We start from the raw sequence: 22,667 nt of genomic DNA on the forward strand, positions 1-22,667 counted from the left end.
CGCTCTACTCGCCGGTCTGCTGTGGCGGCAGCGCGGCGATCAGCGGGTGGTCCTTGGCGATCAGACCCATCTTCGACGCGCCACCGGGAGAACCGAGGTCGTCGAAGAACTCCACGTTCGCCTTGTAGTAGTCCTTCCACTGCTCCGGGGTGTCGTCCTCGTAGAAGATTGCCTCGACCGGGCAGACGGGCTCGCAGGCTCCACAGTCGACGCATTCGTCCGGGTGGATATACAGCGCACGCTCACCCTCGTAGATGCAGTCGACGGGGCACTCCTCGATGCATGCCTTGTCCTTCAGGTCGACGCAGGGCTGCGCGATGACGTAGGTCACGTCGGGTTCCTCCTCATGCGGGCGGTACAGGGTGCGCGGGAGCGCGGCAACGTCGGTGCCCACAACTAGTATCGCGGTGGGCCGGGGCCTACTCCTAGCAGGTGGCCCTTACCCGTAGGTCGGGAACGGGTCGGCAGACATGGGCGGACGAGGTCAGCACGGATCGGGGAAGCCGGACAGGTGAAGAGGATCACACCGCGAGATGTGGGCAGACGCGTGTCGGTGCGCCGCACGTTGTCCCTGGAGGACGACGGGGCGACCTTCGGAGACGTCGTGGGCGAGCTCGTGGACTGGCGCGACGGTGTGCTGACAATCACCCGCAGGGACGGCAGTATCGCCCGAGTGGCCGAAGCCGCCATCGTGGCCGCCAAGGTGGTCCCGCCGCCGGTGCAACGGCTCACCCCGACCCGGCTGCAGGACGTGGCCGGCCGGTCCTGGCCCGCGCCGGAGACCGCCGTCCTCGGCGAGTGGTTGTTGCGCGCGGCCGGCGGATTCACCCGCCGGGCCAACTCGGTGCTGGCCCTCGGCGAACCGGGCGTCGAGTTCCCGGAGGCACTCGATCGAGTGAACAACTGGTACCGCAAACGTGGCCTGCCGACGCTCTTCCAGGTGACCCACGACGACCCGTTCGACCGGTTCCTGGACGCGGCCGGCTGGCCGGCGGAGGGCCACGCGCTGATGCGTACGGGTCGGCTGGTGCGCGCGGCGGACGTGCTGCGCGACGTGGACGCGAGCGCGGTCCGGGTGGACGGCGTGCTCACCGACACGTGGTTGTCGCTCTACCACCACAGCGCGAGCGCGAGCGGCGGCGCCGCCGAGCGCCACGTGCTCCAGGGCCCGCCCGGCACGCTGTTCGCGACCGTCACGGACCCGGCCTCGGGCACGCCGATCGCGATCGGGCGGGTCTGCGTACTCGGTCGGTACGCGGGCTTCGCCGCGGTGGAGGTGGATCCGGCCCATCGGCGGCGCGGCCACGCCCGGGCGATCGTGAAGGCGCTGACCGATCGGGCGCTGGCGGGCGGCGCGGTCACCGGGTGGCTCCAGGTCGAGTCGGACAACCGGCCGGCGCGCGAGCTCTACAACGCGCTGGGGTTCACCGACCACCACGGCTACCACTACCGCCGGTCGCCGGCCCCGCCGCGATGAGCACTCCCGGATCGCCCCGCGATCGGTTCGCCGCGGTGGTGCGGGCGGGCGACGTGGATCTGGCCGAGGCCGCGTTGCTGATGGGGGTCGAGGTGGATCCGGCCTTCGACCCGGCCGCCGGGATCGCCGAGTTGGACCGGCTCGCGGCGGCGGTGCGGGCCGAGGCGGGGGATACGTACGATCCGGCGCGGGCGGCGGCGGCACTGGCCCTGGTGCTGGGCGGGCGGGCGCGCTTCTTCGGGCAGCAGTCGGACTACGCCGACCTGCGCTCGTCGCTCCTGCACGAGGTGCTGCGCCGGCGCCGGGGGTTGCCGATCCTGCTGTCCGTGGTGTGGATCGAGGTCGGCCGGCGGGCCGATCTGCCGGTCTACGGCGTCGCGTTGCCAGGACATTTCGTGGTCGGGATCGGGGATCCGGACGGCGAGTTCGAGTTGGCCGACCCGTTTCACGGCGGGGTGCCGTTGTCGGTGTCCCGGGCCCGCCGGCTGGCCGCGGAGGCGGGTGGGCAGCCGGGCGATCCGGCGCTGCTGCAACCGGCCCGACCGACCGCGATCCTGCTGCGGGTGCTGAACAACATCCGAGCCTGGGCGGCCCAGCCCGAGCGCGGCATCGAGGGCGCCTGGACCCGGCTCTGGGCGGTCGAATTGTCCCTGCTGCTCCCGCGCCATCCCGCCGCACTGCGTCACGAACGCGGCACGCTGCTCGCCAAGACCGGCCAATTCGCGGCCGGCGCCCGGCAGTTGGCGGAATACGCCGAGCTGGTCGAACGTATCGACCCGAAGGTCGCCGAGGCGGTCCTGGCGGAGGCGAAGGCGGCCCGAGCCCGGCTGAACTGAACCCGAACGCCACACCCGCGACCCGGCCGGCCGGGATGCCCACCGCAGCGCCCGAAGGTTCGGCGAGGAGGCCATCCGCCGGATCGGCGCCGGTCTCGGCGACGATGCCCTCGCGGCCGCACCGGCCGACGAGCGCGCCACGGCAGCCGGCCGCACCGGCCTCCCGGCCCCGTGAGCCCGGCACGAGCAACACATCGCGCCGAACGATCGACGCGCAGCCCACCGGCCGATTCCCGGGCCGGCCCGCCGCACGCGGCGTACGCACCGATCCCCCCGGTCGCGTCCGCCCGGCCCACCCCGACGCGGCCCAATCCGGCCCGCCTCAGCCCGCCAGGATCCGCGCGAACGCGTCCGGCTCCTGGGGTATCCCGCTACAGGTCGGGTCGGCGCCGGTTTCGCCGGTGGGGCCTTCCGCGCACGGGCGGTCGCGGGCGGCGGACCACCAGGCGATCCGGCCCAGGTGCGTACGGCGGGCGAAGTCGGCGAAGCGGCGGGCGTCGTCCAGGGTGAATACCTCCCCCGCGACGTCGTTGCGGCCGATCATCACCGTCACCGACACCCGCCGCCAGGCCTGCTCCTCGGTCAACTGCGGCCACACCTCGCGGATCTGCCCCTGCACGGCGTGCGCGGCGTCGGTCGCGAACCGGCCCATCCGCCCCTCCGGCCGCGGTGCCACCGCCGCGCCGTAGTTCAGCGCCTTGACGTTGACGTAGGACACCGCCACCTGCTGTACAGCGGCGTCCCGCAGCAGCGCCTTGGCCTCGTCGCCCAGGCCCTGGAGCGGATCCACCGGCAGCGAGTAGCCGACGTCCACGCTCTGCCCGGCCGCCCGCGCGCCCTCCTGGAGCAGCCGCAGGGCCGCGTTGCGCCGCTGGACCACGTCGGGGCGGACCAGCGCGCGGCCCTCGATGTCCAGGTCGAGCGCATTCGTCCGGGTCGCGGCCAGGACCTGCCGGTAGGCGGCGACCAGTTCCTCGGGCGTACCGCAGGACACGGCCAGATCGGTGCCGCCGGCGCTGCCGAAGGCGACCCGGGTCGACCCGCCCGCGTCGCGCAGCGCGGCGATCCGGGCGGTGATCGCGGGATCGTCGAGCCGGGTCACCCCGCCCCACATCGGCCGACAACCGCCGCCGTCCACCACGTAGGCCAGCGTGCGATCCTTTCCGCCGACCGTCCCGGCGCGTGCCGGGTCGAGCGTCATGTCCAGGTAGGGCGCCAGGTGTTCGACCGTGCCGGAGCCCGGCGCCGCGGTCGTGCTCGGCCCGCTCGCGAGCGGCGGCGTCGGGGGCGAGGCGGGTCCGCTGCCGTGCCCCGCGCCGGAGGGCGTCGCCGGCGCGGTGGGCCGCACGGTGCCGCCGGTCGGGCCCGTCGCCGGCCCCGACCCGGTGGGGGTCGGCCGGTCGCCGGGCCTGGTCGGGGTGGTCACGCCGCACGGCTTGTCGTTGATCGTGCAGGCGATCGGCCCGTCACCGCGGGCCGGCTCGTTCGCGGTCGGCACGCCGGCGCCGTCCCGGCGGACCTCGAAGCCGACCACGATGCTCTCGCCCGGGCGCAGCGCCTTGTTCCAGTTCTCGTTGCGCACCGTGTAGCGGCCGTCGGCCGGGTCGAGCCGGCCGTTCCAGACGTTGGCGACCCGGGTGCCCACCGGCAGGTCGAAGCGCAACGTCCAGCCCTTGACGGTGTCCGAGCCGGCGTTGCGCAGGACGTACTGACCGCTGTATCCGGTGGGCCACGAACCGGTGCGCACGTAGTCGGCGCGCAGCAGGTCGTCGTGGTCGGCCGAATTCCCGGACAGGGCCACGATCAACGCGGCGGGCAGGGCGGCGAGCGCGGCACTCGCGGCGGCCCAGCGGATCCGCTCCCGGCGCGGCCGACCGGTGCCCGACTCGGGACCGCTTGCCCGGTGCGACCCCATGCCCACTCCTCCGACGTCCTCGCCGGCGGCACTCGGGTCACCGGGCACCAGGACTCTACCGGCCTGGGACCCCACGTCCCATCGATCTTGATCCCGCTCCCCCGCGGGCCGGCCTGGTGCTCGTCACCACGTGTCACAGCCAGCCGTTGCCGTGCGCGATGCGTACCGCGTCGGCCCGGTTGCGGGCGTGCGTCTTGCCGATGGAGGAGGACAGGTGGTTGCGCACGGTGCCCTCGGACAGGTGCAGGCGCGCGGCGATCTCGGAGACCGTCGAGCCGTCCGCGGCCGCGCGCAGCACGCCGCGTTCGCGGTCGGTCAGCGGGTCGGCGCCGACGGAGAGTGCGGTCGCCGCGAGCGTCGGGTCGATCACCCGCTCGCCGCGCAGCACGCGCCGGATGGCGTCGGCCAGTTGCGCCGCCGGCGCGTCCTTGACCAGGAACGCGTCCGCGCCCAGTTCCATCGCGCGGCGCAGATAGCCGGGTCGGCCGAAGGTGGTCAGGATGACGATCCGGCAGCCGGGTACCGCGCGCCGCAGGTCCGCGGCGGCGGCCAGGCCGTCCTGTCCGGGCATCTCGATGTCGAGCAGCGCCACGTCGACGCCGCCGGCGCGCACCGCGTCGACCACCTCGTCCCCGCGCGCGACCTGGGCGACGACACGAATGTCCGCCTCCAGGCCGAGCAACGCGGCCAGCGCCTCGCGCACCATGGCCTGGTCCTCAGCGAGCAGCACGTTGATCACGGGCGGAACGTTAGCGGGTCACCTCGGGGGCAATCAGCCGGTCGGTGTCCTTTCCGGGGCGCACCGGGACCGAAGCGGTCAACCTGAACCCGCGCTCCCCGGCCGGCGTACCGATCCGCACGCTGCCGTCCACCTGTGCGAGCCGTTCGCGCAGCCCGGTCAGCCCGTGGCCCTCGGGGCCCGCCGAGCCGCGTCCGTCGTCGGCGACGTCCAGGCTCCACACCGGGCCGGTGCCCAGCTCGACGGTGCAGCGCCGGGCGCCGCTGTGCCGCATCGTGTTGGTGACCGCCTCGCGCAGCACCCACGCGAGCACCGCCTCGGCCTCCGGGTCGGAGCACACCGGCCACTGCTCCGGCAGCACGGTCAGCTCGATGCCCACCGCCCGGGCCGCGATCCGGGCCCCCGCCAGTTCCACCGCCAGCGTCGGCCGCCGGTAGCCGGCCACCGCCTCGCGCACGTCGACCAGCGCCTGCCGGCTGACCCGCTCGATGTCCGCGACCTGCTCCGCCGCGCGGTCGACGTGCCCGGGCAGGAAGCGGCCGGCCAGCTCGCTCTTGAGGGTGATCAGGGACAACGAGTGGCCGAGCACGTCGTGCAGGTCGCGGGCCATCCGCAGGCGCTCCTCGTTGGCCGAGAGCCGGGCCACGATCTCGCGGGCCTCGCGCAGTTCGAGCAGCGTCTCCATGAGCCGGCGCATGCCGATCATCAGCCCGCCGGTGAGCACCGTGATGAAGGCCAGCACGAGCAGATTCGCCGCGGCCGTGCCGAGGAACGCGCCGAGCGCGAGCCCGGACAACACGCAGCCCAGGGTCGCCCACATCGACTGCGGCAGGCGCAGCCCGGCGCCGACCGACACCGACACGTAGACCATCAGGCCCAGCCAGTTGTCGTCGAAGGTCAGGATCAGCCCGACCGACACCGCCCACAGCACCAGGCAGCTCCATTGCCGGTTCCGCTCGGTGTCGAGCAGCAGGTGCAGCACCGGCTTCACCCGCCCGAACTGCCCGTCCCAGCCGACCCCGCCGAACACCAGCGCGATGTAGCAGACCACCACCACCAGCAGCCCGCACCCGCCCACGATCAGCCGCACCGGCCCGTATCCCCCGGTCGCCAGGTCGTGCACGACCGGGGTCAGGAAGAACAACCACAGCAGCGACCAGGACGTACGGATCGCCTGCCCGCGCCTGCTGTCCCGCCGGGTGGGCTCCGCCGAGAACATGCCGTGTCGTTCCTTCCTGGCTCGCTCGCGCCGACCGTCCCGGGTCAGGCCGCGACCTTCTGCTCGTCGCGACGGTAGCGCCACGCGGCGAGCGCGGTGAACGCGACCAGATACCCCGCGAGCACCACGATGTCCGACATCCGCGGATGTTGCCCGGCCAGCACCTGCCAGCCCAATTGCCCGTAGCGGTAGGTCGGCATCACGTGTCCGATGTCCTGGAGCACCTGCGGGAACCCGGTCAGCGGCACCCACATCCCGCCGAGCACCGCCATGCCCAGGTAGACCAGCATGAACACCGGCTGGGCCGAGTCGGGCGCGACCAGATAGCCGAGGCCGATGCCGAGCACGGCGAATACGAACGAGCCGAACCACAGGGCGAGCACGATCACGCCCCACTGCCAGGCGTCCATCCGCACCCCACGCAGGAAGCCGGTGCACAACACCAGCACGATCGCGGGCAGGCTGACCACCGACGCCGACACGAGCTTGGAGAGCACGTACTGCCGCCCGGTGAGCGTGGTCAGCCGCAACTGCCGGGTCCAGCCGCTCTGTCGCTCCGCCGCGATCCGCTGCACCCCCGCGCTGAGCGTCGCGCCGACCGCGCCGAACGAGGCCATCGAGACCATCACGTACTTGGCGACGTCGGTGCCGTCGACATCACCCGACTGGCTGCCGAAGATCAGGTACATCGCGACCGGGTACGCGAGCGTGAAGATCAGGTACCGGCGGTTGCGCACCATCCGCAGGACTTCCAGCTTCATCAGGGTTCTCATGACGCGATCTCCATGCCTTCCGCCTCGTCCGCCTGCTGGGTGATGGCCAAGAACGCCTGTTCCAGGCCGAGTCCGGCGACCTCCAGGCCGCGCGGCCGAAAGCCCGCGGCGTAGATCGCGGCCACCGTCTCGTCGGCGTCGGTGCTGCGGATGCGTACCGTGTTGCCGCTCAGGTCCAGCTGCGCCAGCCCCGGCAGCGCGCGCAGCGTGGGCTCGTACGTCTCCACCGGCCGATCCAGGTCGAAGGCGATCCGGCGCAGCCCGGCGCGCGCCTTGATCTGGGCCGCGCTCGCGTCGGCGAGCAGTCGGCCGCGGTGCAGCACCAGGACCCGGTCGGCGACGTTGTCCGCCTCCTCCAGGTAGTGCGTCGCGAACAGCACGGTGCGGCCCAGTTCGGCCTGCTCGCGCATGCTGATCCAGAACCGCTGCCGGCTGTCCACGTCCATCCCGGTGGTCGGCTCGTCCAGCACGATCAGGTCCACCTCACCGGCGATCGCCACCGCGAAGCGCACCCGCTGGGCCTGCCCGCCGGACAACTTGCTCACGTTCTTCCCGACGAGGTCCTCGATGCCCGCGCGGCGCAGCACATCGGCCTGCGGCAGCGGGCGCGGGTGCAGGTCGCGGGCCAGCCGGACCATCTCGCCGACGGTCACGTCCGGCATCAGCCCGCCGGTCTGCAACATCGCGCCGACCCGACCGTGCCGGATCGCCTCCTGCGGGGTGCCGCCGAACAACGCGACGGTGCCCTCGGTGGGTCGGCCCAGGCCGAGCAGCAGGTCGAGCGTGGTCGACTTGCCCGCGCCGTTGGGGCCGAGCAGCGCGACCGTCTCGCCCTGGTGCAGTTCCAGGTCGAGCCCGTCGACGGCGCGCAGGTCGCCGAAGGTCTTGCGCACCCCGCGCAGCGCGACGACCGGCGCGGTGCTGGGTTTTCCTGCCGTGATGGTCATGCCCCCAGGGTGGCCGAGGCGGCCCGGGCGGCGAAGTGGGAAACCTCCTGATCGGGCCATGACAGATGTCACGGGCGCCTACCGTGGCAGGCATGGTGCGACTGACCGATTCCCAGACCGGCACGTCCGAGAGCGTGCTCGCCTCGATCGGCAGGCGGGTGCGCGTCGCGTATCCGAGCCGCTCGTTGCGCGCGGCGATCCTGGCCGACACCTTCCGTCGGGTCGCGGGCCGGCATCGACTGACCGTGACGATCCATCAGCTGCCGTATCGGGCCCGGGTGGCGGACGCGGCGGGCTACGGGCGGTACAACATGCCGGTGCCCGCCGACGGGCAGCCGGACGGCGCGATCGACCTGTACATCGGCGAGCACGGCGACCAGGGTCCGCGCGCCCGGGTGTACGTCCTGCATCCGGCGGCGGTGGTCGAGGTCGCTCCCCGGCGCCCGGTACCGCACCCCGAGGACCCGCTGGCGCTGCGGCTGATCCTGCTCTCGCTGGCCGCCGACGAACCGCTGCGCGCGGATGCGAAGGGCTACCACGGCGCGGCCGAGGCCGAACGCACGCTGGCCGAGCTGCGCGAAGCGACCGCCGAGTGCGCCGAGTCCCCGTCCGCGGCGCTCCCGGTCGAGGCGCTCGGGCCGATCCACGCCGCGCTCGACGACGACCTGGACACCCCGGCGGCGATCCGGCTCCTGGTCGAGCTGGCCCGCGACCGATCGGTGGCCCCGGGCGCCCGGTTCGAGGCGCTCGCGCACGTGGACCGCTTCCTGGCCCTGGACCTGTCCCGAGACGTCGGCCGCTTCCGGGACTGACGACCCCGCCGCCGGACGGGCACGCCCCGTCCGGCGGCGGGCTCTAGTCGTCCGAGACGCGCACCGGCAGGCCACCCGCCGGCGGCGAGTCCGCGGTGCGGCCCTGGCCCTCGCCCTCACCACCACCGGTGCGATCACACGTGATCTTGTCCGCCGGGTCGTACTTGGTGTGGAACTTCTCCCGCGCGGTCTCCTTGCCGCCCTGGATGAACACCCGGGTCACGTCGATCTTGAACCCGTCCGACGCGGCCTGCTCCACACACCCGGCCGACTTGTCGACCACCGCCTTGGGCTTGACCACGTCGTACTTGCTGCCGGGTTCGGCCTTGATGTCGTCGAACCGGCGGGTGCCCAGCATCGTCACGGTCACCGTGGAGTCGGTGTAGCCGGCCTCGAGGTAGACGTTCTTCCCCGAGTCGTTCTGGAATTTCAGGTCCAGCGCGGGCCAGGCCACGGTGGCCTCGCGCCCGGCCGGGTAACGGTCGATCCAGAAGCTGTGCGGGCGGTGCATGACGTCCTTGAGCCCGGCGAAGAAGACCGCGTTGAACGTCGTGGTGGCCACCTGCGAGACGCCGCCGCCGAAGTCGGTCTGGAAGCGCCCGTTGTTGATGATCGTGCCCTTGGCGAAGCCGTTCTCCGCGGTGCGCTCGCCCACCGTCTGGTTCAGGCTCCAGGTGTCGCCGGGCTTGATCACCGAGCCGGTGATCAGATCGGCGGCCCGGTGGATGTTGGTCAACCGGTAGGCGGCGTAGGGGTAGTTCGTCGTGTAGGTCGACATCACCTCGGTGATGCCCAGCTTGTTCGCCGCCTCGGTGGTCAGTTGCGGCTCGACCGGACCGAGGCTGACCTTGGCGGTGCGCGCCGCGCCGGTCTTGGCCAGCACCGAAAGCAGTGCGTCGGCCGCGGTGGCGCCGGAGACGCCCTTGCCGGCCACGGACGGCACGACCGACACCTTGGCGCCGGCCTGAAGTTTCCCCTCCACCTTGAACGTCGCGTTCTTCGGCTTGTCGCCGACCGAGGAGAAGGTCTGGCCCAGTTCGTCCTGGAGCCCGTTCACGTCGATCTTCGGCTGGAGCTTCCCGCTGCCGTCCGGGACCATGGTGAGGTATTTGGCCAGCACCGCCGGGGTCAGTTTGAGGCTCTTGTTGCCCGCCGTCAGGGTGACCGGGCCGGACATCGCGGGCACCGCGAACTCGCGCATCGCGCGGTCCACTTCGGCCTGACTGACCTTGGGGTCGGCGGACTTCGTGGGCAGTGCGACCGGCCCGTTGCCGTGCAGGAAGGCCGCCTCGACCAGCTTCACCGCGGCGGGGGTGTCCAACACCTTGCCCTTGCTCGGCGGCACCGCCGCGGCGGTGCCGCCCGCGAAGGAGATCCCGCCGTCGAGCTGCGCGCCGCCGGCCTCGGCCGCGAGCGCCTCCAACTGGGCACCCAGCTTGACCGGATCGAGCACCGTCCGAGGCGACGTCTCCCGGGTCTTCCCGAACATCGCGGGCACCGAGGTCAGCGGGTTCATCCGGCCCTTGGACGCCTCGCTGACCGTGGCCCGGGCGTCCAGGAGCAGCCCGGCCGGCGCCGGATCGAGTTGGAGTTGCTTGCCCGCCAGGGTGAGTTGGATCGGCTTGGTGGTGCGGTCGCCGAGCTTTTGTTCGAGCGTACGCACGGCTTCGTCGCGGGACTGGCCGCCGATGTTGACGCCGAGCACGGAGGTGCCGCGCGGCACCCCGCCGCCGGCGTAGGCCAGCGACGCGCCGTAGACGCCGCCGAGCACGGCGAGTCCGGCCGCGCCCGCGATCAGCGCCTTGGGCTTGCGGCGCCGGGGTCGGGCGGGCGGGGCGGGTGCGTCGGCGGACCCGTCCCCGGGGCCCTCGGGATGCCCGGCGCCGGTCTCGACCGCGTGCGCGTCGGTCGTCCCGTACTGCGGGAAGCCGTGGTCGGCGGCGTCCTGTTCCTGCCGGGTCCGGTATTCGTACGGCCCCTCGGAGTCGCCGTCCTTGGTCCAGCGCGGCGCCTCCTGCGAGGGCAACGGGGCCTGGCCGCGCAGCACTACCGGCGGGATCGGCCGCGACCCCGGGATCTTGATGCTGACCCGCGTGGTCATCGTCTGATCACCGGACTCGCCGGACTCGCCCGATTCGGCGGCCGATTCGGTCGCCGTCTCGGCGCCGGCCGCCGCAGTGGGCCCGGTCGGCGGGGAGCCGGCCTCGGGGGTGCCGAAGCCGGCCACCAACCGGCGCCGGCCGACCCGCGCGGGCAACGCGCCGGACTCGGCCGGGGTTTCCGCCGCCGGCCCGGCCGACTCGCTCGGGTGAGCGAGCGACTCGGCCCCGGACGGCGGACCGTAGCCCGCGTCGTCGAGCCCCGCGGCCGGCCCACCCGCGCCGTGCCGGCCCGAGGGTCCGCCCGCCGCGAGGGGTCGAGCCTCCCGGGGCCGGACCGGGGTCTGCCCCGACTGCCCGGGCACGAACACCGGCGGCGCGTCCGAGAACGGCACCGGGCCGGGCGCGGTCGTCCCGTCGGCGGTCAGGCTCCGGGCGCCCGAGGCGCCGGGAACCCGCTGCGGCAGCCCGCCCGGCCCCGGCGGCGGCGGGGCCTCCTGCCGAGGCGGGGCCACTGCGGGCGGGACATCGTCGTCCGCGCTGGGCCACGACGAACCACCCGGCGGCCCCGCGACGGGCGCGGGGCGGGGCGGTTCGTCGTCGAACCACGACGCGAACTCGTCGTCGTCCCCGAACGGATCGGGGGGTGGATGCGGAGACGACGCGGGCGCGGCGGATCGCTCACGGGCAGCGGGCGCGGCCGGCGACGGTCGGCCGACCCGTCCGAAGAACGGATGCGGATCACCGCCGAGTTCGTCGCGGCGCGGCTGCGCGCCCGGGTCGTCGGGCGTGGGGGGCTGGTCGTTACTCACGAAGAACGAGCTCTCCGACAGCTGAGGGTTGCGTGGCGGCGCACGGCCGCCCCCGCCCGGGGTCGGACGGTATCCAGGAAAGTGCGACGACGGTGCGTTGACACACGCCGCGTGCGGATCGTGACACGGCCCTCGGGGGATTTTTTGCTCCCCACCGAAGGCGAGTGGACGAACTCGGCCACCGAGGTTGCCCGGTACGACGGGCTAGAGGAGTCGGTCGCGACGACCCCATGGACAGGGCATGACACGCACCGCACCTCGGCAAACACAATACTGCGCTCCTGCCACACCGTTACCCCGCATCGGCGCATCCCGTCGGCACGCACCGTCGGCAAGCATGGCGGGGCAAGGGGTTCACCTCGTCCGCGTCTTCACCGATTCACCCGAAAGAAGGACGGGCTTGAGACCGCCCCAGGGGTAAGTGGCGGCCGCGACACCGAAGATGGTGCCACCGAGCAGAAAAATGTACGACAGGAATCCGCTGACGAAGATCCAGTCGCCCTCCGGCTTGGTCCAACTCGCCAGCCACAGAACGGTCAACATCCACCCGGCGACCGGCACCGCGGCCCCGGCCTTCGACTTCAGCAGCGAGCCGCCCGCGACGAACAGGCCGCCGCTGCCCGCGAGCGCGACGATCAGCCCGGCGGGCGGGTACGCCGCCTGGGTGAACGCCCCGATGAAGGCGACCACCACGCCGAGCGGGAACAGCACGACGTATGCCGCGATGCGGCCGACTCTCTCTGGCACGAGGGCTACCTTACGGGCGCAGTCCGGCGAACAGGTCGTCCTCGCGGCCGTCCGGGCCGGTGGGCCCGAGGTCGCCGCGAACCAGTCGATAGTGCTCGACCGACATGATGCTCTGCCCGATGTTGTTGGACAGCGCGAAGAAGCCGTCCTCCACCGAGACCTGGGTCGGGTACGCCCGCAGCGCGTCGAACTTCGCGCCCACCCAGTCGCCCGCGTCGACGGCCGTGGTGACCTGGTCGTCGTCCACCGCGAACGGGAGTTCGTCCACCTCGACCGCGGTGAACGGCACGTCCTGGCCGGCCTCGATCATCCGCTCGATGCCGGCCTTGAGGATCGACCGGGGCATCACGTTGTAGTAGATCTTCGCGATCGTCCAGGACTCGCCCTCGCCCTCGGCGTAGGTCGGGTCGGCGGCCAACTCGGCGGCCCGCAGCGCCACCCGGTGTGCCTGGATGTGGTCGGGGTGACCGTAGCCGCCGCGCTCGTCGTAGGTGGCGAGCACCTGCGGGCGCACCTCGCGGATCACCGGCACCAGATGCGCGGCGGCCTCGTCCACATCGGCCTGCCAGAAGCAGTCCGGCCGCTCGTTGCTCGGCACGCCCATCATCCCGGAGTCGCGGTAGCGACCGGGACCGCCCAAAAAGCGCTGGTCGGCGATGCCGAGCACCTTCATCGAGTCGGCGATCTCGGTCATCCGGTGCGGCCCGAGCGCGTCCTCGCGATCGGCCGCCAGGTGCGCCAGCTCGGGCACCAGGATCTCGCCCTCCTCGCCGAGTGTGCAGGTGACGAGCGTGACGTGCACCCCCTCGGCCGCGTACCGCGCCATCGACGCGCCGTTGTTGATCACTTCGTCGTCGGGGTGCGCGTGCACGAGCAACAGTCGCAGCGGGGCCTCGGCAGTGCGTTCGGTCATGCTCGACAGCCTACGCAGCCGAGCCGGGTGCCCCCGGCGCCCCCCGTCAACGCGCGGGCATCGCGTGTACGGCCACCAGGTAGTCGCCGCCGTCGACCCAGGGCTCCCGGTCCCACCCGGCGTAGCGGGTGCGGCGCACCAGCCCGGCCGCCGCGCACGCCGCCTGGTACTGCTCGGCGCCGATCGTCGCGCCCACCCCGTCGGGGCCGCCCGCCAGGCTGAACCCGGCGACCAGGATGCCGCCCAGCCGCAACATCGCGGCCAATGCCCGCACCACCTCGGCCTCGGTGCCCGGGGTCAGGAAGATCATCACGTTGCCCGCGGCCACCACGAGGTCGAAGCTCCCACGACCGCCCAGCGGCAGCGGATCCAGGTCGGCGAGGTCGTCGAGCACCCAGGTAAGCCCGGGCGCGGCGGCTTCGGCCTCGGCCAGCATCGACGCGTCCAGATCGACGCCGACCACCTCGTGCCCCTGCCGGGCCAACTCGATGGCGACCCGACCGGTCCCGCACCCCGCGTCCAGGACGCGCGCGGGCTCCGGGAGCAGCGCCGCGCAGAACCGCGCCTCGCCGTGCAGGTCACGCCCTTCGGCGGCAAGCCGACGAAACCGCTCGGCGTACTCGGGCCCGCGGGTGCCACCGGTATTGGCCAGCCATCGATTGGTCATGACAACCGAGCCTACAAACCCGGGCCACGATCCAACGGGCGCGCACAGGAGGCAATGCGATTCGGAAATGAATCCCGTTCACCACGCCGGCACTGCGCCGTCCCGGGGGCGACCCCCGGACCCCACGCCGCCGAGACTCGCTCAGAAATGAATCCCGTTCACGACGCCGGCGAAGCTGGTCCCCGCATCGCGGATCGACGGGGCCATCGACGTCGTCGACAGATAGAAGCCGAGCAGGGCGCAGATGATCGCGTGCACCGGCTTCAGCGAGGACTTGCGGACGAAGAACAACACGGTGACACCGAGCAGCAGCACGGCGGAGACGGACACCACCACAGTCACGCACCTCCTGTGCGCAAGGGGGCCCTCGGCTTGCTCGGGGAAGCCGGCCTGTAGGCCCAAAGGGACATGTCTACACACAGACTGTAAATCAACGGTCACGAAGGGCGTTCACTCGTTCAGCGGGCGCGAGGTGGTGTTCGTACTGCCGTCCGCACTCTCCCCGACTCCCCTCCCCGTGTCGGCACCGCCCCCGTACGCTGTGGCGCATGAGCTCGGAGATCACATTTCCCCGGCAATACGCCCGCACGCAGCGCTTCACCCAGGGCGCTCCACGCGGCTTCGGCGTCGCCGCCGGCCGGATCACCTTCCTGCGGTCCAAGGCCGCCGACGACTCCACCACCTGCCTGTGGGTGCTCGATCCGGACACCGGCACGGAACGCCTGGTGGCCGACCCCTCGGTGCTGCTCGGCGGCGCGGCCGAGGATCTGTCCGCCGAGGAGCGGGCCCGGCGCGAGCGCAGTCGCGAGGGGGCGGCCGGCATCGTCGGTTACGCGCTCGACAGCGCGGGCGACCTGGCCGCTTTCACCCTTTCGGGCCGGCTGTTCGTGGTGTCCCTGTCGGCCGACGCGGCCCCGCGCGAGCTGACCGTGCCCGGTCCGGTGATCGATCCGCGCCCCTCCCCCACCGGGACGCACATCGCCTATGTGGCCGCCGGCGCGCTGCGTGTGGTGGCCGTCGACGGCTCGGCCGACCGCGCGCTCGCCGAGCCCGACGGGGACGAGGTCACCTGGGGTCTGGCCGAGTTCATCGCGGCCGAGGAGATGTCCCGCTTCCGGGGCTACTGGTGGGCCCCCGACGGCTCGGCGCTGATCGTGGCGCGCGTGGACAACACGCCCGTGGACCGCTGGTGGATCAGCGATCCCGCCAACCCGGCCGCCGCGCCGAGCGAGGTGGCCTATCCGGCCGCCGGCACCCCCAACGCCGAGGTCACCGCGTGGCTGATCGGCCTGGACGGCACCCGTACCGAACTGGCCTGGGACCACGCCGCCCACCCCTACCTGGCGAGTGTGCACTGGTCGGCGGGCGGCGATCCGCTGCTGAGCGTGCAGCCGCGCGACCAGAAGCAGTTGCGCACCCTCGCCGTCGACCTCGTCGCCGGGACCACCCGCGAGCTGCACACCGAGACCGACGATGTGTGGATCGACCTGGTCCCGGGTGTGCCCGCCTGGACGCCGGACGGTCGGCTGGTCCGGTTGGTCGACGCCGACGGCGCGCGTCGTGTGGTGGTCGCCGACAAGGAGCTGACCGACCGGCGCCTGTTCGTCCGGGCGATCCTGGACATCGCCGACGAGGACGTGTTGATCACCGCGTCCGCCGGGACCGACGCGAGCACCCCCGAGATCGGCGAGGTCCACGTCTACCGGGTCGCCGCCGACGGGGTCACCCGGGTGAGCACCGAGCCGGGCGTACACACAGCGGTGCGCTCGGGTGCCACCACCGTCCTGGTGTCCAGCTCCCTGGAGCGGTTCGGGGCCCGGGTCACCGTGCTCCGGGACGGCGCCGGGCTCGCCACGATCACCTCGTACGCGGCCACCCCCGTGCTCACCGCGCGAGTCGAGCTGCTGCGCGCCGGGGAGCGTGGCATCCCGTGCGCGCTGCTCCTGCCGACCGGGTTCGACCCGGCGTCCGGCGAGCGGCTGCCGGTGTTGATGGACCCGTACGGCGGCCCGCACGGCCCGCGGGTACTCGCCGCGCACAACCCGCATCTGACCTCGCAGTGGTTCGCCGACCAGGGCTTCGCGGTGCTCGTCGCGGACGGCCGGGGCACGCCGGGCCACTCGCCCGAGTGGGAGAAGTCGATCCACCTGGACCTGGGCCCGATCAGCCTCCAGGACCAGGTGGACGCGCTGCACGCGGTGGCGGCGGAGCGGCCGTGGCTGGACACCACGCGGGTGGGCATCCGGGGCTGGTCCTACGGCGGCTACCTCTCGGCGCTGGCCGTGTTGCGCCGGCCCGACGTGTTCCACGCGGCGGTGGCCGGGGCGCCGGTCACCGACATGGCGCTCTACGACACGCACTACACCGAGCGCTACCTGGGCGTGCCCGCCGAGCAGCCGGCCGCCTACCGGCGCAACTCCCTTGTCACCGGTACCGAGTTGGGCGAGGTCGCGGCCGGCCGCCGGCCGCTGATGCTGGTGCACGGCCTGGCCGACGACAACGTGGTGGTGGCCCACACCCTGCGGCTGAGCAGCGCACTGCTGGCGGCGGGTTATCCGCACGAGGTACTGCCGCTGTCCGGGGTCACCCACATGACGCCGCAGGAGCAGGTCGCGGAGAATCTGCTGCTGCTCCAGGTCGACTTCCTGCACCGCGCGCTGGCCCGACCCGCGAGCGACTGACCCGCCCCCGACCCGACCGGGCCCGCACTCCGCACGGAGTGCGGGCCCGGTCACGTTTTCCGGGCAACCTCGTCGGCGTTGGCCAGCACCGCGTCCAGCAGGCCGGGGAAGCGCTCGTCCAAGTCGCCTCGGCGCAACATCAGATAGCGGTTGCGGCCCGCGATCCGCACCCGGACCACGCCCAACTCGCGAAGCGTCTTCTGGTGGTGCGAGACCGTCGACTTGTGCAGGCCGCGCAGTTCCTCGGGCACCTCGGAGCAGGAGTGCTCGGCGTCGTCCGCGTAGAGCTCGACCAGTCGCAGTCGGGCCGGATCGGCCAGCGCCCCCAGCACGTCGCCCAGCCGCAGCTGCCCGGTCGTGGGGTGCGGCAGATCGCGTTCGGTCATGCCGACTCACCTCCCTGCGTCGATCCTACGATCCCCGCCGATCTTCACCGCGCCCGCCGCGTCGTCCCGGCATCGAATGCTTTGATTGTTTGACAACCATCATTCTAACTGCTTCGGTTTGACTGACATCAAACAATCAACCGGTTCCGAAGGTGGTTCCATGCGGCTCCTCGTACTGGCGCTCGGTTCGTTCGCCATCGGCATGGACGGGTTCGTCTTCGCCGGCATCCTCGGCGACGTCGGCACCGACCTCGACGTCTCCACGGGTGCCGCCGGCCAACTCGTCACCGTCTTCGCACTCGGCTACGCCGTACTCGCGCCGCTGCTCGCGGCGGCCACCGGGCGCTGGCCCCGACGGCGGGTGGTGCTGACCGCGATGGCCCTGTTCAGCGCGGGCAACGTGCTCACCGCGATCGCCCCGAACTACGGTGTGGCGCTGGCCAGTCGACTCATCGCCGCCGCAGGGGCGGCGATGTTCCTGCCGAACGCGGCGACCAGCGCGGCGGCCCTGGTGGCGCCGGAGCGCCGGGCCCGGGCGCTCGCGGTGATCTCCGGCGGGAACAGCGCCTCGCTCGTGCTCGGCGCACCGTTCGGCACCTGGCTCGGCGGGGCGCACGGCTGGCGCAGCACCATGTGGGTGATCGCCGGACTCGGGGTGCTCGCGGTGGTCGGCATGGCGGTCAGCCTGGGCACCGTCCCGGCCGGTCCCGTGCCCGGACTGCGCGACCGGCTGCGCCCGTTGACCGATCGCCGGGTCCTGCTCATCCAGTCGGTCACGTTCGTCACCTTCCTCGGCGCCTTCACCGCCTACCCCTACCTCGGCGACGTGCTCGCCTCGGCCGGCGCCGGACACGGCGGCCCGCTCGCCTGGGCGCTGCTGGTCTTCGGCGTCGGCGCGGTGGTGGGCACCACGCTGGCCGGTCGGATGGTGGACCGCTTCGGCGCCGATCGCACCGTCGTCCTGGCCGTGGTCGGCATCACCGCGTCACTGCTGCTGATGATCCTCGCCCGGCACTCCTACCCGGCCGCGCTCGTGGTGCTGGTGTTGTGGGGCATCACCGGCTGGCAGATCGTGGTGGCCCAGCAACACCGGCTGATCTCGCTCGACCCGGCGAGCGCGGCGGTGACCGTATCGCTCAACGGCGCGGGCCAGTTCCTCGGCGTCTCGCTCGGCGGCGCACTCGGCGGCGCGACGGTGGCCCCGCTCGGCGGCGGCGGGCTGACCGCGCTGGCCGCCGGGATCGACGTGCTGGCCTGCATGCTGGTCGTGCTCTCGGTCCGTCTTGTGGTCATCCCCGATCGCACGCGCACCGCGCCCGCCCGGCCCGAGCAGCCCGCGCCGGTCGTCGCGACCGAGGCCTGACCCGGCCGGGACCACCCCACAACGCGCCGGCGCCCGCCGTTCCCCGATCGGGAAGCGGCGGGCGCCGGTGCGTCGGTGCGCGGTTCAGCTCGCGCCGACGATGTCCTTCTCCTCGGCGAAGTGGCACGCGCTGTCGTGCGCGCCCTGGCCGGAGAGCCCCTTCTGGATCTGCAGCAGCGGTTCCTGCTCGGCGCAGATGTCCTGCGCCTTCCAGCACCGGGTACGGAACCGGCAGCCCGACGGCGGGTTCGCCGGCGACGGCACGTCACCGGTGAGGATGATCCGCTCGCGGTGCTCGCGCCCGTCCGGGTTGGGCACCGGCACCGCGGACAGCAACGCCTGGGTGTACGGGTGCGTCGGGTGGTCGTAGATCTGCTCGTCGGTGCCGATCTCGGCGATCCGACCCAGGTACATCACCGCGACCCGGTCCGAGATGTGCCGCACCACGGACAGGTCGTGCGCGATGAACAGGTAGGACAGGCCCAGTTCGTTCTGCAGCTTCTCCAGCAGGTTGACCACCTGCGCCTGCACCGACACGTCCAGCGCGGAGACCGGCTCGTCCGCGATGATGATCTCCGGGTTGAGCGCCAGGCCCCGGGCGATCCCGATGCGCTGGCGCTGGCCGCCGGAGAACTGGTGTGGATACCGGTTGATGTGCTCCGGGTTCAGCCCCACCAGGTCGAGCAGTTCCTGCACCCGCCGCTTGCGGTCGCCCCTGGGCGCGACCTCGGGGTGGATGTCGTACGGCTCGCCGATGATGTCGGCGACCGTCATCCGCGGGTTCAGCGAGGTGTACGGGTCCTGGAAGACCATCTGGATGTTGCGGCGCACCGCCTTGAGCGCACGACCGGACAACTTCGCCAGGTCGTCGCCCTTGTACAGGACGCTGCCCTTGGTGATCGGCTCCAGGTTCATCAGCAGTCGGGCGACCGTCGACTTGCCACAGCCCGACTCGCCGACCAGACCGAGGGTCTCGCCCTTCATCAGGTCGAAGGTCACGCCGTCGACGGCCTTGACCGCGCCGATCTTCTTCTGGAAGAGGATGCCCTGGGTGATCGGGAAGTGCTTGACCAGCCCGCGCACCTGAAGGATCGGCTCGCCCTGCGCGACCGGCTGGACGGCCTTGTGCAGCTCGGCGTTGGTCGCGCCGTTCGGGGACTCAGCCACGGACTTCTCCCTCCATCACGGTCTCCCAGAAGTGGCACGCGCTGCCCCGACCGACCGAGATCTCGTGCAGCGGCGGAATGTCGGTGCGGCACACGTCCTGCGCGTACGGGCAGCGCGGGTTGAACGCGCAGCCGGACGGGATGCGCATCAGGTTCGGCGGCAGACCCTTGATCGCGTAGAGCTCGCGACCCTTGTGGTCCAGGCGCGGAATCGACTCGAGGAGACCCTTGGTGTACGGGTGCGTCGGCTGCCGGTACAACTCGCGCACCGGCGCCTGCTCGACGATCCGGCCCGCGTACATGACCGCGATCTTGTCCGCGACGTCGGCGACCACACCGAGGTCGTGGGTGATCAGGATCAGGCCCATGTTGCGCTCGCGCTGCAGCTCCGCGAGCAGGTCCATGACCTGGGCCTGCACGGTCACATCCAGTGCGGTGGTCGGCTCGTCCGCGATGATCAGCTCGGGGTCGAGCGCGAGCGCCATCGCGATCATGATGCGCTGACGCATACCGCCGGAGAACTGGTGCGGGTAGTCGTTCACCCGGTCCTTGGCCGCCGGGATGCGCACCTGGTCCATCAGCTCGATGGACTTGAGCTTGGCGTCCTTGCGGGACATCCCGCGGTGCACGGTGAACATCTCGGCCAGCTGGAAGCCGACCGAGTACACCGGGTTGAGCGCGGAGAGCGCGTCCTGGAAGATCATCGAGATCTTCTGGCCGCGGATCTTCCGGCGCTCCTCCTTGGACATCTTGAGCATGTCCTTGCCGTGGAAGCGGATCTCACCACCGGTGATGTGCCCCGGCGGCATGTCCAGGATGCCCATGATCGTCTGCGCGGTCACCGACTTGCCGGACCCGGACTCGCCGAGTACCGCGAGCGTCTCGCCGGCGCTGACGTCGTACGAGACACCGTTGATCGCCTTGGCCACACCGTCGCGGGTGCGGAACTCGACGTGCAGGTTGTCCACTTCGAGCAGTGGCCCGGCGCCGGCCCGGTCCGATCCCTCGGGCTTGTTCTTCGTGTCGGTCTTCGTCACTTGTCTGTCCCCTCCCTCAGCGGAGCTTCGGGTCGAGGGCGTCGCGCACCGCGTCGCCGAGCAGGATGAAGCTGAACACCGTGACCGAGAGGAAGATCGACGGGAAGATCAGCTGGTACGGCGAGTCGCGCAGCGCGGTGGTCGCGGAGCTGATGTCCGCACCCCAGGAGATCTCGGTCGGCGGCAGGCCGATGCCGAGGAACGACAGCGTGGCCTCGGTGGCGATGAACGTGCCGAGCGAGATGGTCGCGACCACGATCACCGGGGCGATCGCGTTCGGCAGCACGTGTCGACCCAGGATCCGCGGAGTGCCGGCACCGAGCGCTCGGGCCGCCACCACGTAGTCGGACTTCTTCACGGTGATCACCGAGCCGCGCATGATGCGCGCGATCTGCATCCAACCGAAGATGCCGAGCGCGGCGACCACGGTCCATACGGTGCGGTCCTTGAACGAGCTCATGAACACCAGCGCCGCGAGCAGCAGCGGGATGCCGAAGAAGATGTCCGTGACCCGGGCCAGGATCGAGTCGAGCCAGCCGCCGAAGTAGCCGGACAGCGCGCCGATGAGCCCGCCGATGACCACGATCAGCGCGGTCGTGGCGGTGCCGACGATGATCGACGCGCGGGCACCGAACACGGTGCGGGCGTAGACATCGCAACCCTGGACGTTGGTACCGAACCAGTGGTCTCCCGACGGGTCCTGATTGGTGTCCAGGATCGGGCAGTGCCGCGGGTCGATGTCGGTGAACACGCCCGGGAAGAACGCCATGAAGAGCAGGAACAGGAGCAGCACACCCGAGATGTAGAAGCTCGCACTGTGCCGAAGCTCGCGCCATGCCTCGCCCCACGCCCCGCGGGGTTTGTCCTGGCGCCCCTGAACGTCCGGCGCGGCGTACGCGCCGCGCTTCTCGAGGGTGTAGCCCTCTTCGTCCGCCAACATCAGACCGGGGTTCTCGATCGAGCCGAACTGAGCCTGTTCCTGGCTGCCGGTGGGCAGTTGTTCGCGCTGCTGCTTGTTCATGTCAGGCATACCGGATCCTCGGGTCCAGGACGGCGTACAGCAGGTCGACGAGCAGGTTCATGACCAGATAGATCATCACCAGCGCCGCCACCGCGCCGACCACTGTCGCGCTCTCGTGCTTGGTGACCGCGAGGTAGATCAGCCGGCCGACGCCGTCGACGTTGAAGATGCCCTCGGTCACGATCGCGCCGGCCATCAGCGCGCCGAGGTCGGCGCCCAGGAACGTCACCACGGGGATGAGCGAGTTGCGCAGCAGGTGGCGGGTGACCACACGGTGCCGCGGCAGGCCCTTGGCGGTGGCCGTACGCACGTAGTCCGCGCGCAGGTTCTCCGCGACGCTGGTTCGGGTCAACCGGGCGACGAACGCCAGGGACAGCGAACCGAGCACCATGCCGGGCAGGAGCAACTGGCTCCAGGTCGCGTCGCCCACACTCGCGGTGGCCTCGAAGATGCCCCACTCGGAGCCGAGCCAGAACTGCGCGACGGTGCCGAGCACGAAGACCGGGATCGAGATGACCACCAGCGTGCCCGCGAGCACCAGGGTGTCGGCGATCTTGCCCCGGCGCAGGCCGGACAACAGACCCAGGCCGACACCGATGACGACCTCGATCGCGAACGCGATCGCGCCGAGCCGGATCGACACCGGGAAGGCCCGCTTGAGCTCGTCGGCTACGGGACGGCCGTTGAAGCTGGTCCCGAAATTACCTTGGACGAGGTCTTTGATGTAGTACCAGTACTGCGTGATCAGCGGGTCGTCCAAGTGGAACTCGGCCCGCTTCTGTCGCACGAAGACAGGGTCGGCACCCTTGTCGCCGAACATGGCCGCGATGGGGTCGCCACCGAGCTGGTACACCATGTAATAAATCAAGAACGTGGTCCCGATGAACACCGGGATCATCTGGAGCAGTCGCCGTACGACATATCGCCCCATGCCAGCCTCCTGCTGTCGTCATCGGCCCGAAGCGGGGGATCGGACCCGGGCCGGCGTCGTGGATCGCACGTCACCGGCCCGGCCCGTCACCGCCAAGATCCGGCCGCACCGATTGCGGTGCGGCCG

General features: G+C 71.8%; 21 protein-coding genes. 5 read left to right on the forward strand and 16 right to left on the reverse strand.

All coding sequences use genetic code 11. The annotated features are described in order from the left end of the window. Positions 1-4: 4 nt before the first annotated feature. On the reverse strand, positions 5-331 hold the full coding sequence (fdxA, locus tag ABIA38_RS23070; RefSeq protein ID WP_424640829.1) for a ferredoxin: 327 nt from the start codon (positions 329-331) through the stop codon (positions 5-7). 204 nt (positions 332-535) lie between these two features. Between fdxA and ABIA38_RS23075 the strand changes: the two genes are divergently transcribed. Beyond that, on the forward strand, positions 536-1,477 hold the full coding sequence (locus ABIA38_RS23075) for a GNAT family N-acetyltransferase (protein ID WP_424640668.1): 942 nt from the start codon (positions 536-538) through the stop codon (positions 1,475-1,477). Next, on the forward strand, positions 1,474-2,313 hold the full coding sequence (locus ABIA38_RS23080) for a SirB1 family protein (RefSeq protein ID WP_424640669.1): 840 nt from the start codon (positions 1,474-1,476) through the stop codon (positions 2,311-2,313). The genes ABIA38_RS23075 and ABIA38_RS23080 overlap by 4 nt, the downstream gene beginning before the upstream one ends. A 322-nt stretch (positions 2,314-2,635) precedes the next feature. Here ABIA38_RS23080 and ABIA38_RS23085 read toward each other — a convergent pair whose 3' ends face one another. The 5 genes from ABIA38_RS23085 to ABIA38_RS23105 all read right to left on the reverse strand — a co-directional run bounded on the left by ABIA38_RS23085 (position 2,636) and on the right by ABIA38_RS23105 (position 7,906). Then, positions 2,636-4,228, reverse strand: coding sequence for a cellulose binding domain-containing protein (locus tag ABIA38_RS23085; protein ID WP_424640670.1), 1,593 nt, complete (start codon positions 4,226-4,228; stop codon positions 2,636-2,638). 133 nt (positions 4,229-4,361) lie between these two features. Beyond that, the gene (locus ABIA38_RS23090; RefSeq protein WP_424640671.1) at positions 4,362-4,967 is read right to left on the reverse strand and encodes a response regulator; all 606 of its coding nucleotides are present in this window, start codon (positions 4,965-4,967) and stop codon (positions 4,362-4,364) included. A 10-nt stretch (positions 4,968-4,977) separates the two neighbouring features. Then, positions 4,978-6,186 carry a sensor histidine kinase gene (locus tag ABIA38_RS23095; RefSeq protein WP_424640672.1) on the reverse strand — a complete coding sequence of 403 codons (1,209 nt, stop codon included), beginning with the start codon at positions 6,184-6,186 and terminating at the stop codon, positions 4,978-4,980. Between the two features lie 44 nt (positions 6,187-6,230). Further along, positions 6,231-6,959 (reverse strand): ABC transporter permease, encoded by a 729-nt coding sequence (locus ABIA38_RS23100; protein WP_424640673.1) that lies wholly within the window; start codon positions 6,957-6,959, stop codon positions 6,231-6,233. Beyond that, a complete protein-coding gene (locus ABIA38_RS23105; protein WP_424640674.1) occupies positions 6,956-7,906 on the reverse strand; it encodes an ABC transporter ATP-binding protein in 951 nt (316 codons plus the stop codon). Before ABIA38_RS23105 ends, ABIA38_RS23100 begins: the two co-directional genes overlap by 4 nt. Before the next feature lie 92 nt (positions 7,907-7,998). Between ABIA38_RS23105 and ABIA38_RS23110 the strand changes: the two genes are divergently transcribed. After that, positions 7,999-8,718 carry a hypothetical protein gene (locus ABIA38_RS23110; RefSeq protein ID WP_424640675.1) on the forward strand — a complete coding sequence of 240 codons (720 nt, stop codon included), beginning with the start codon at positions 7,999-8,001 and terminating at the stop codon, positions 8,716-8,718. A 43-nt stretch (positions 8,719-8,761) separates the two neighbouring features. Here ABIA38_RS23110 and ABIA38_RS23115 read toward each other — a convergent pair whose 3' ends face one another. From ABIA38_RS23115 to ABIA38_RS23135, 5 genes are all read right to left on the reverse strand, one after another. Then, positions 8,762-11,629, reverse strand: a complete 2,868-nt coding sequence (locus ABIA38_RS23115; RefSeq protein ID WP_424640676.1) for a VanW family protein — start codon at positions 11,627-11,629, stop codon at positions 8,762-8,764. A gap of 354 nt (positions 11,630-11,983) precedes the next feature. After that, positions 11,984-12,376 carry a DUF6113 family protein gene (locus tag ABIA38_RS23120; protein ID WP_424640677.1) on the reverse strand — a complete coding sequence of 131 codons (393 nt, stop codon included), beginning with the start codon at positions 12,374-12,376 and terminating at the stop codon, positions 11,984-11,986. 10 nt (positions 12,377-12,386) lie between these two features. Then, on the reverse strand, positions 12,387-13,289 hold the full coding sequence (mshB, locus tag ABIA38_RS23125; RefSeq protein ID WP_424640678.1) for an N-acetyl-1-D-myo-inositol-2-amino-2-deoxy-alpha-D-glucopyranoside deacetylase: 903 nt from the start codon (positions 13,287-13,289) through the stop codon (positions 12,387-12,389). Between the two features lie 46 nt (positions 13,290-13,335). Beyond that, entirely contained in the window at positions 13,336-13,956 is a 621-nt protein-coding gene (locus ABIA38_RS23130) for a class I SAM-dependent methyltransferase (protein WP_424640679.1), read from the reverse strand. 141 nt (positions 13,957-14,097) lie between these two features. After that, positions 14,098-14,292 carry a DUF2304 domain-containing protein gene (locus tag ABIA38_RS23135; RefSeq protein WP_424640830.1) on the reverse strand — a complete coding sequence of 65 codons (195 nt, stop codon included), beginning with the start codon at positions 14,290-14,292 and terminating at the stop codon, positions 14,098-14,100. Between the two features lie 212 nt (positions 14,293-14,504). On the opposite strand from ABIA38_RS23135, the gene ABIA38_RS23140 reads away from it, so the two are divergent. Next, a complete protein-coding gene (locus tag ABIA38_RS23140; RefSeq protein WP_424640680.1) occupies positions 14,505-16,637 on the forward strand; it encodes a prolyl oligopeptidase family serine peptidase in 2,133 nt (710 codons plus the stop codon). Positions 16,638-16,687: 50 nt separating this feature from the next. Here ABIA38_RS23140 and ABIA38_RS23145 read toward each other — a convergent pair whose 3' ends face one another. Next, positions 16,688-17,023, reverse strand: coding sequence for an ArsR/SmtB family transcription factor (locus ABIA38_RS23145; protein ID WP_424640681.1), 336 nt, complete (start codon positions 17,021-17,023; stop codon positions 16,688-16,690). A 160-nt stretch (positions 17,024-17,183) separates the two neighbouring features. On the opposite strand from ABIA38_RS23145, the gene ABIA38_RS23150 reads away from it, so the two are divergent. Then, positions 17,184-18,386, forward strand: coding sequence for an MFS transporter (locus ABIA38_RS23150; protein ID WP_424640682.1), 1,203 nt, complete (start codon positions 17,184-17,186; stop codon positions 18,384-18,386). An 84-nt stretch (positions 18,387-18,470) separates the two neighbouring features. Here the strand turns inward: ABIA38_RS23150 and ABIA38_RS23155 are convergent, their stop codons facing one another. From ABIA38_RS23155 to ABIA38_RS23170, 4 genes are read right to left on the reverse strand one after another with little or no spacing between them, the layout of a single operon-like run. Further along, positions 18,471-19,553: an ABC transporter ATP-binding protein gene (locus ABIA38_RS23155; protein WP_424640683.1), complete on the reverse strand. Its 1,083-nt coding sequence runs from the start codon at positions 19,551-19,553 to the stop codon at positions 18,471-18,473. After that, positions 19,546-20,589 (reverse strand): ABC transporter ATP-binding protein, encoded by a 1,044-nt coding sequence (locus ABIA38_RS23160; protein ID WP_424640684.1) that lies wholly within the window; start codon positions 20,587-20,589, stop codon positions 19,546-19,548. Before ABIA38_RS23160 ends, ABIA38_RS23155 begins: the two co-directional genes overlap by 8 nt. A gap of 16 nt (positions 20,590-20,605) precedes the next feature. Continuing rightward, positions 20,606-21,619: an ABC transporter permease gene (locus ABIA38_RS23165; RefSeq protein ID WP_424640685.1), complete on the reverse strand. Its 1,014-nt coding sequence runs from the start codon at positions 21,617-21,619 to the stop codon at positions 20,606-20,608. Beyond that, positions 21,612-22,541, reverse strand: coding sequence for an ABC transporter permease (locus ABIA38_RS23170; RefSeq protein WP_424640686.1), 930 nt, complete (start codon positions 22,539-22,541; stop codon positions 21,612-21,614). Before ABIA38_RS23170 ends, ABIA38_RS23165 begins: the two co-directional genes overlap by 8 nt. Positions 22,542-22,667 lie beyond the last annotated feature (126 nt).

It is taken from the genome of Embleya sp. AB8, assembly GCF_049739465.1.
In the GTDB taxonomy this organism is placed as follows: domain Bacteria; phylum Actinomycetota; class Actinomycetes; order Streptomycetales; family Streptomycetaceae; genus Embleya.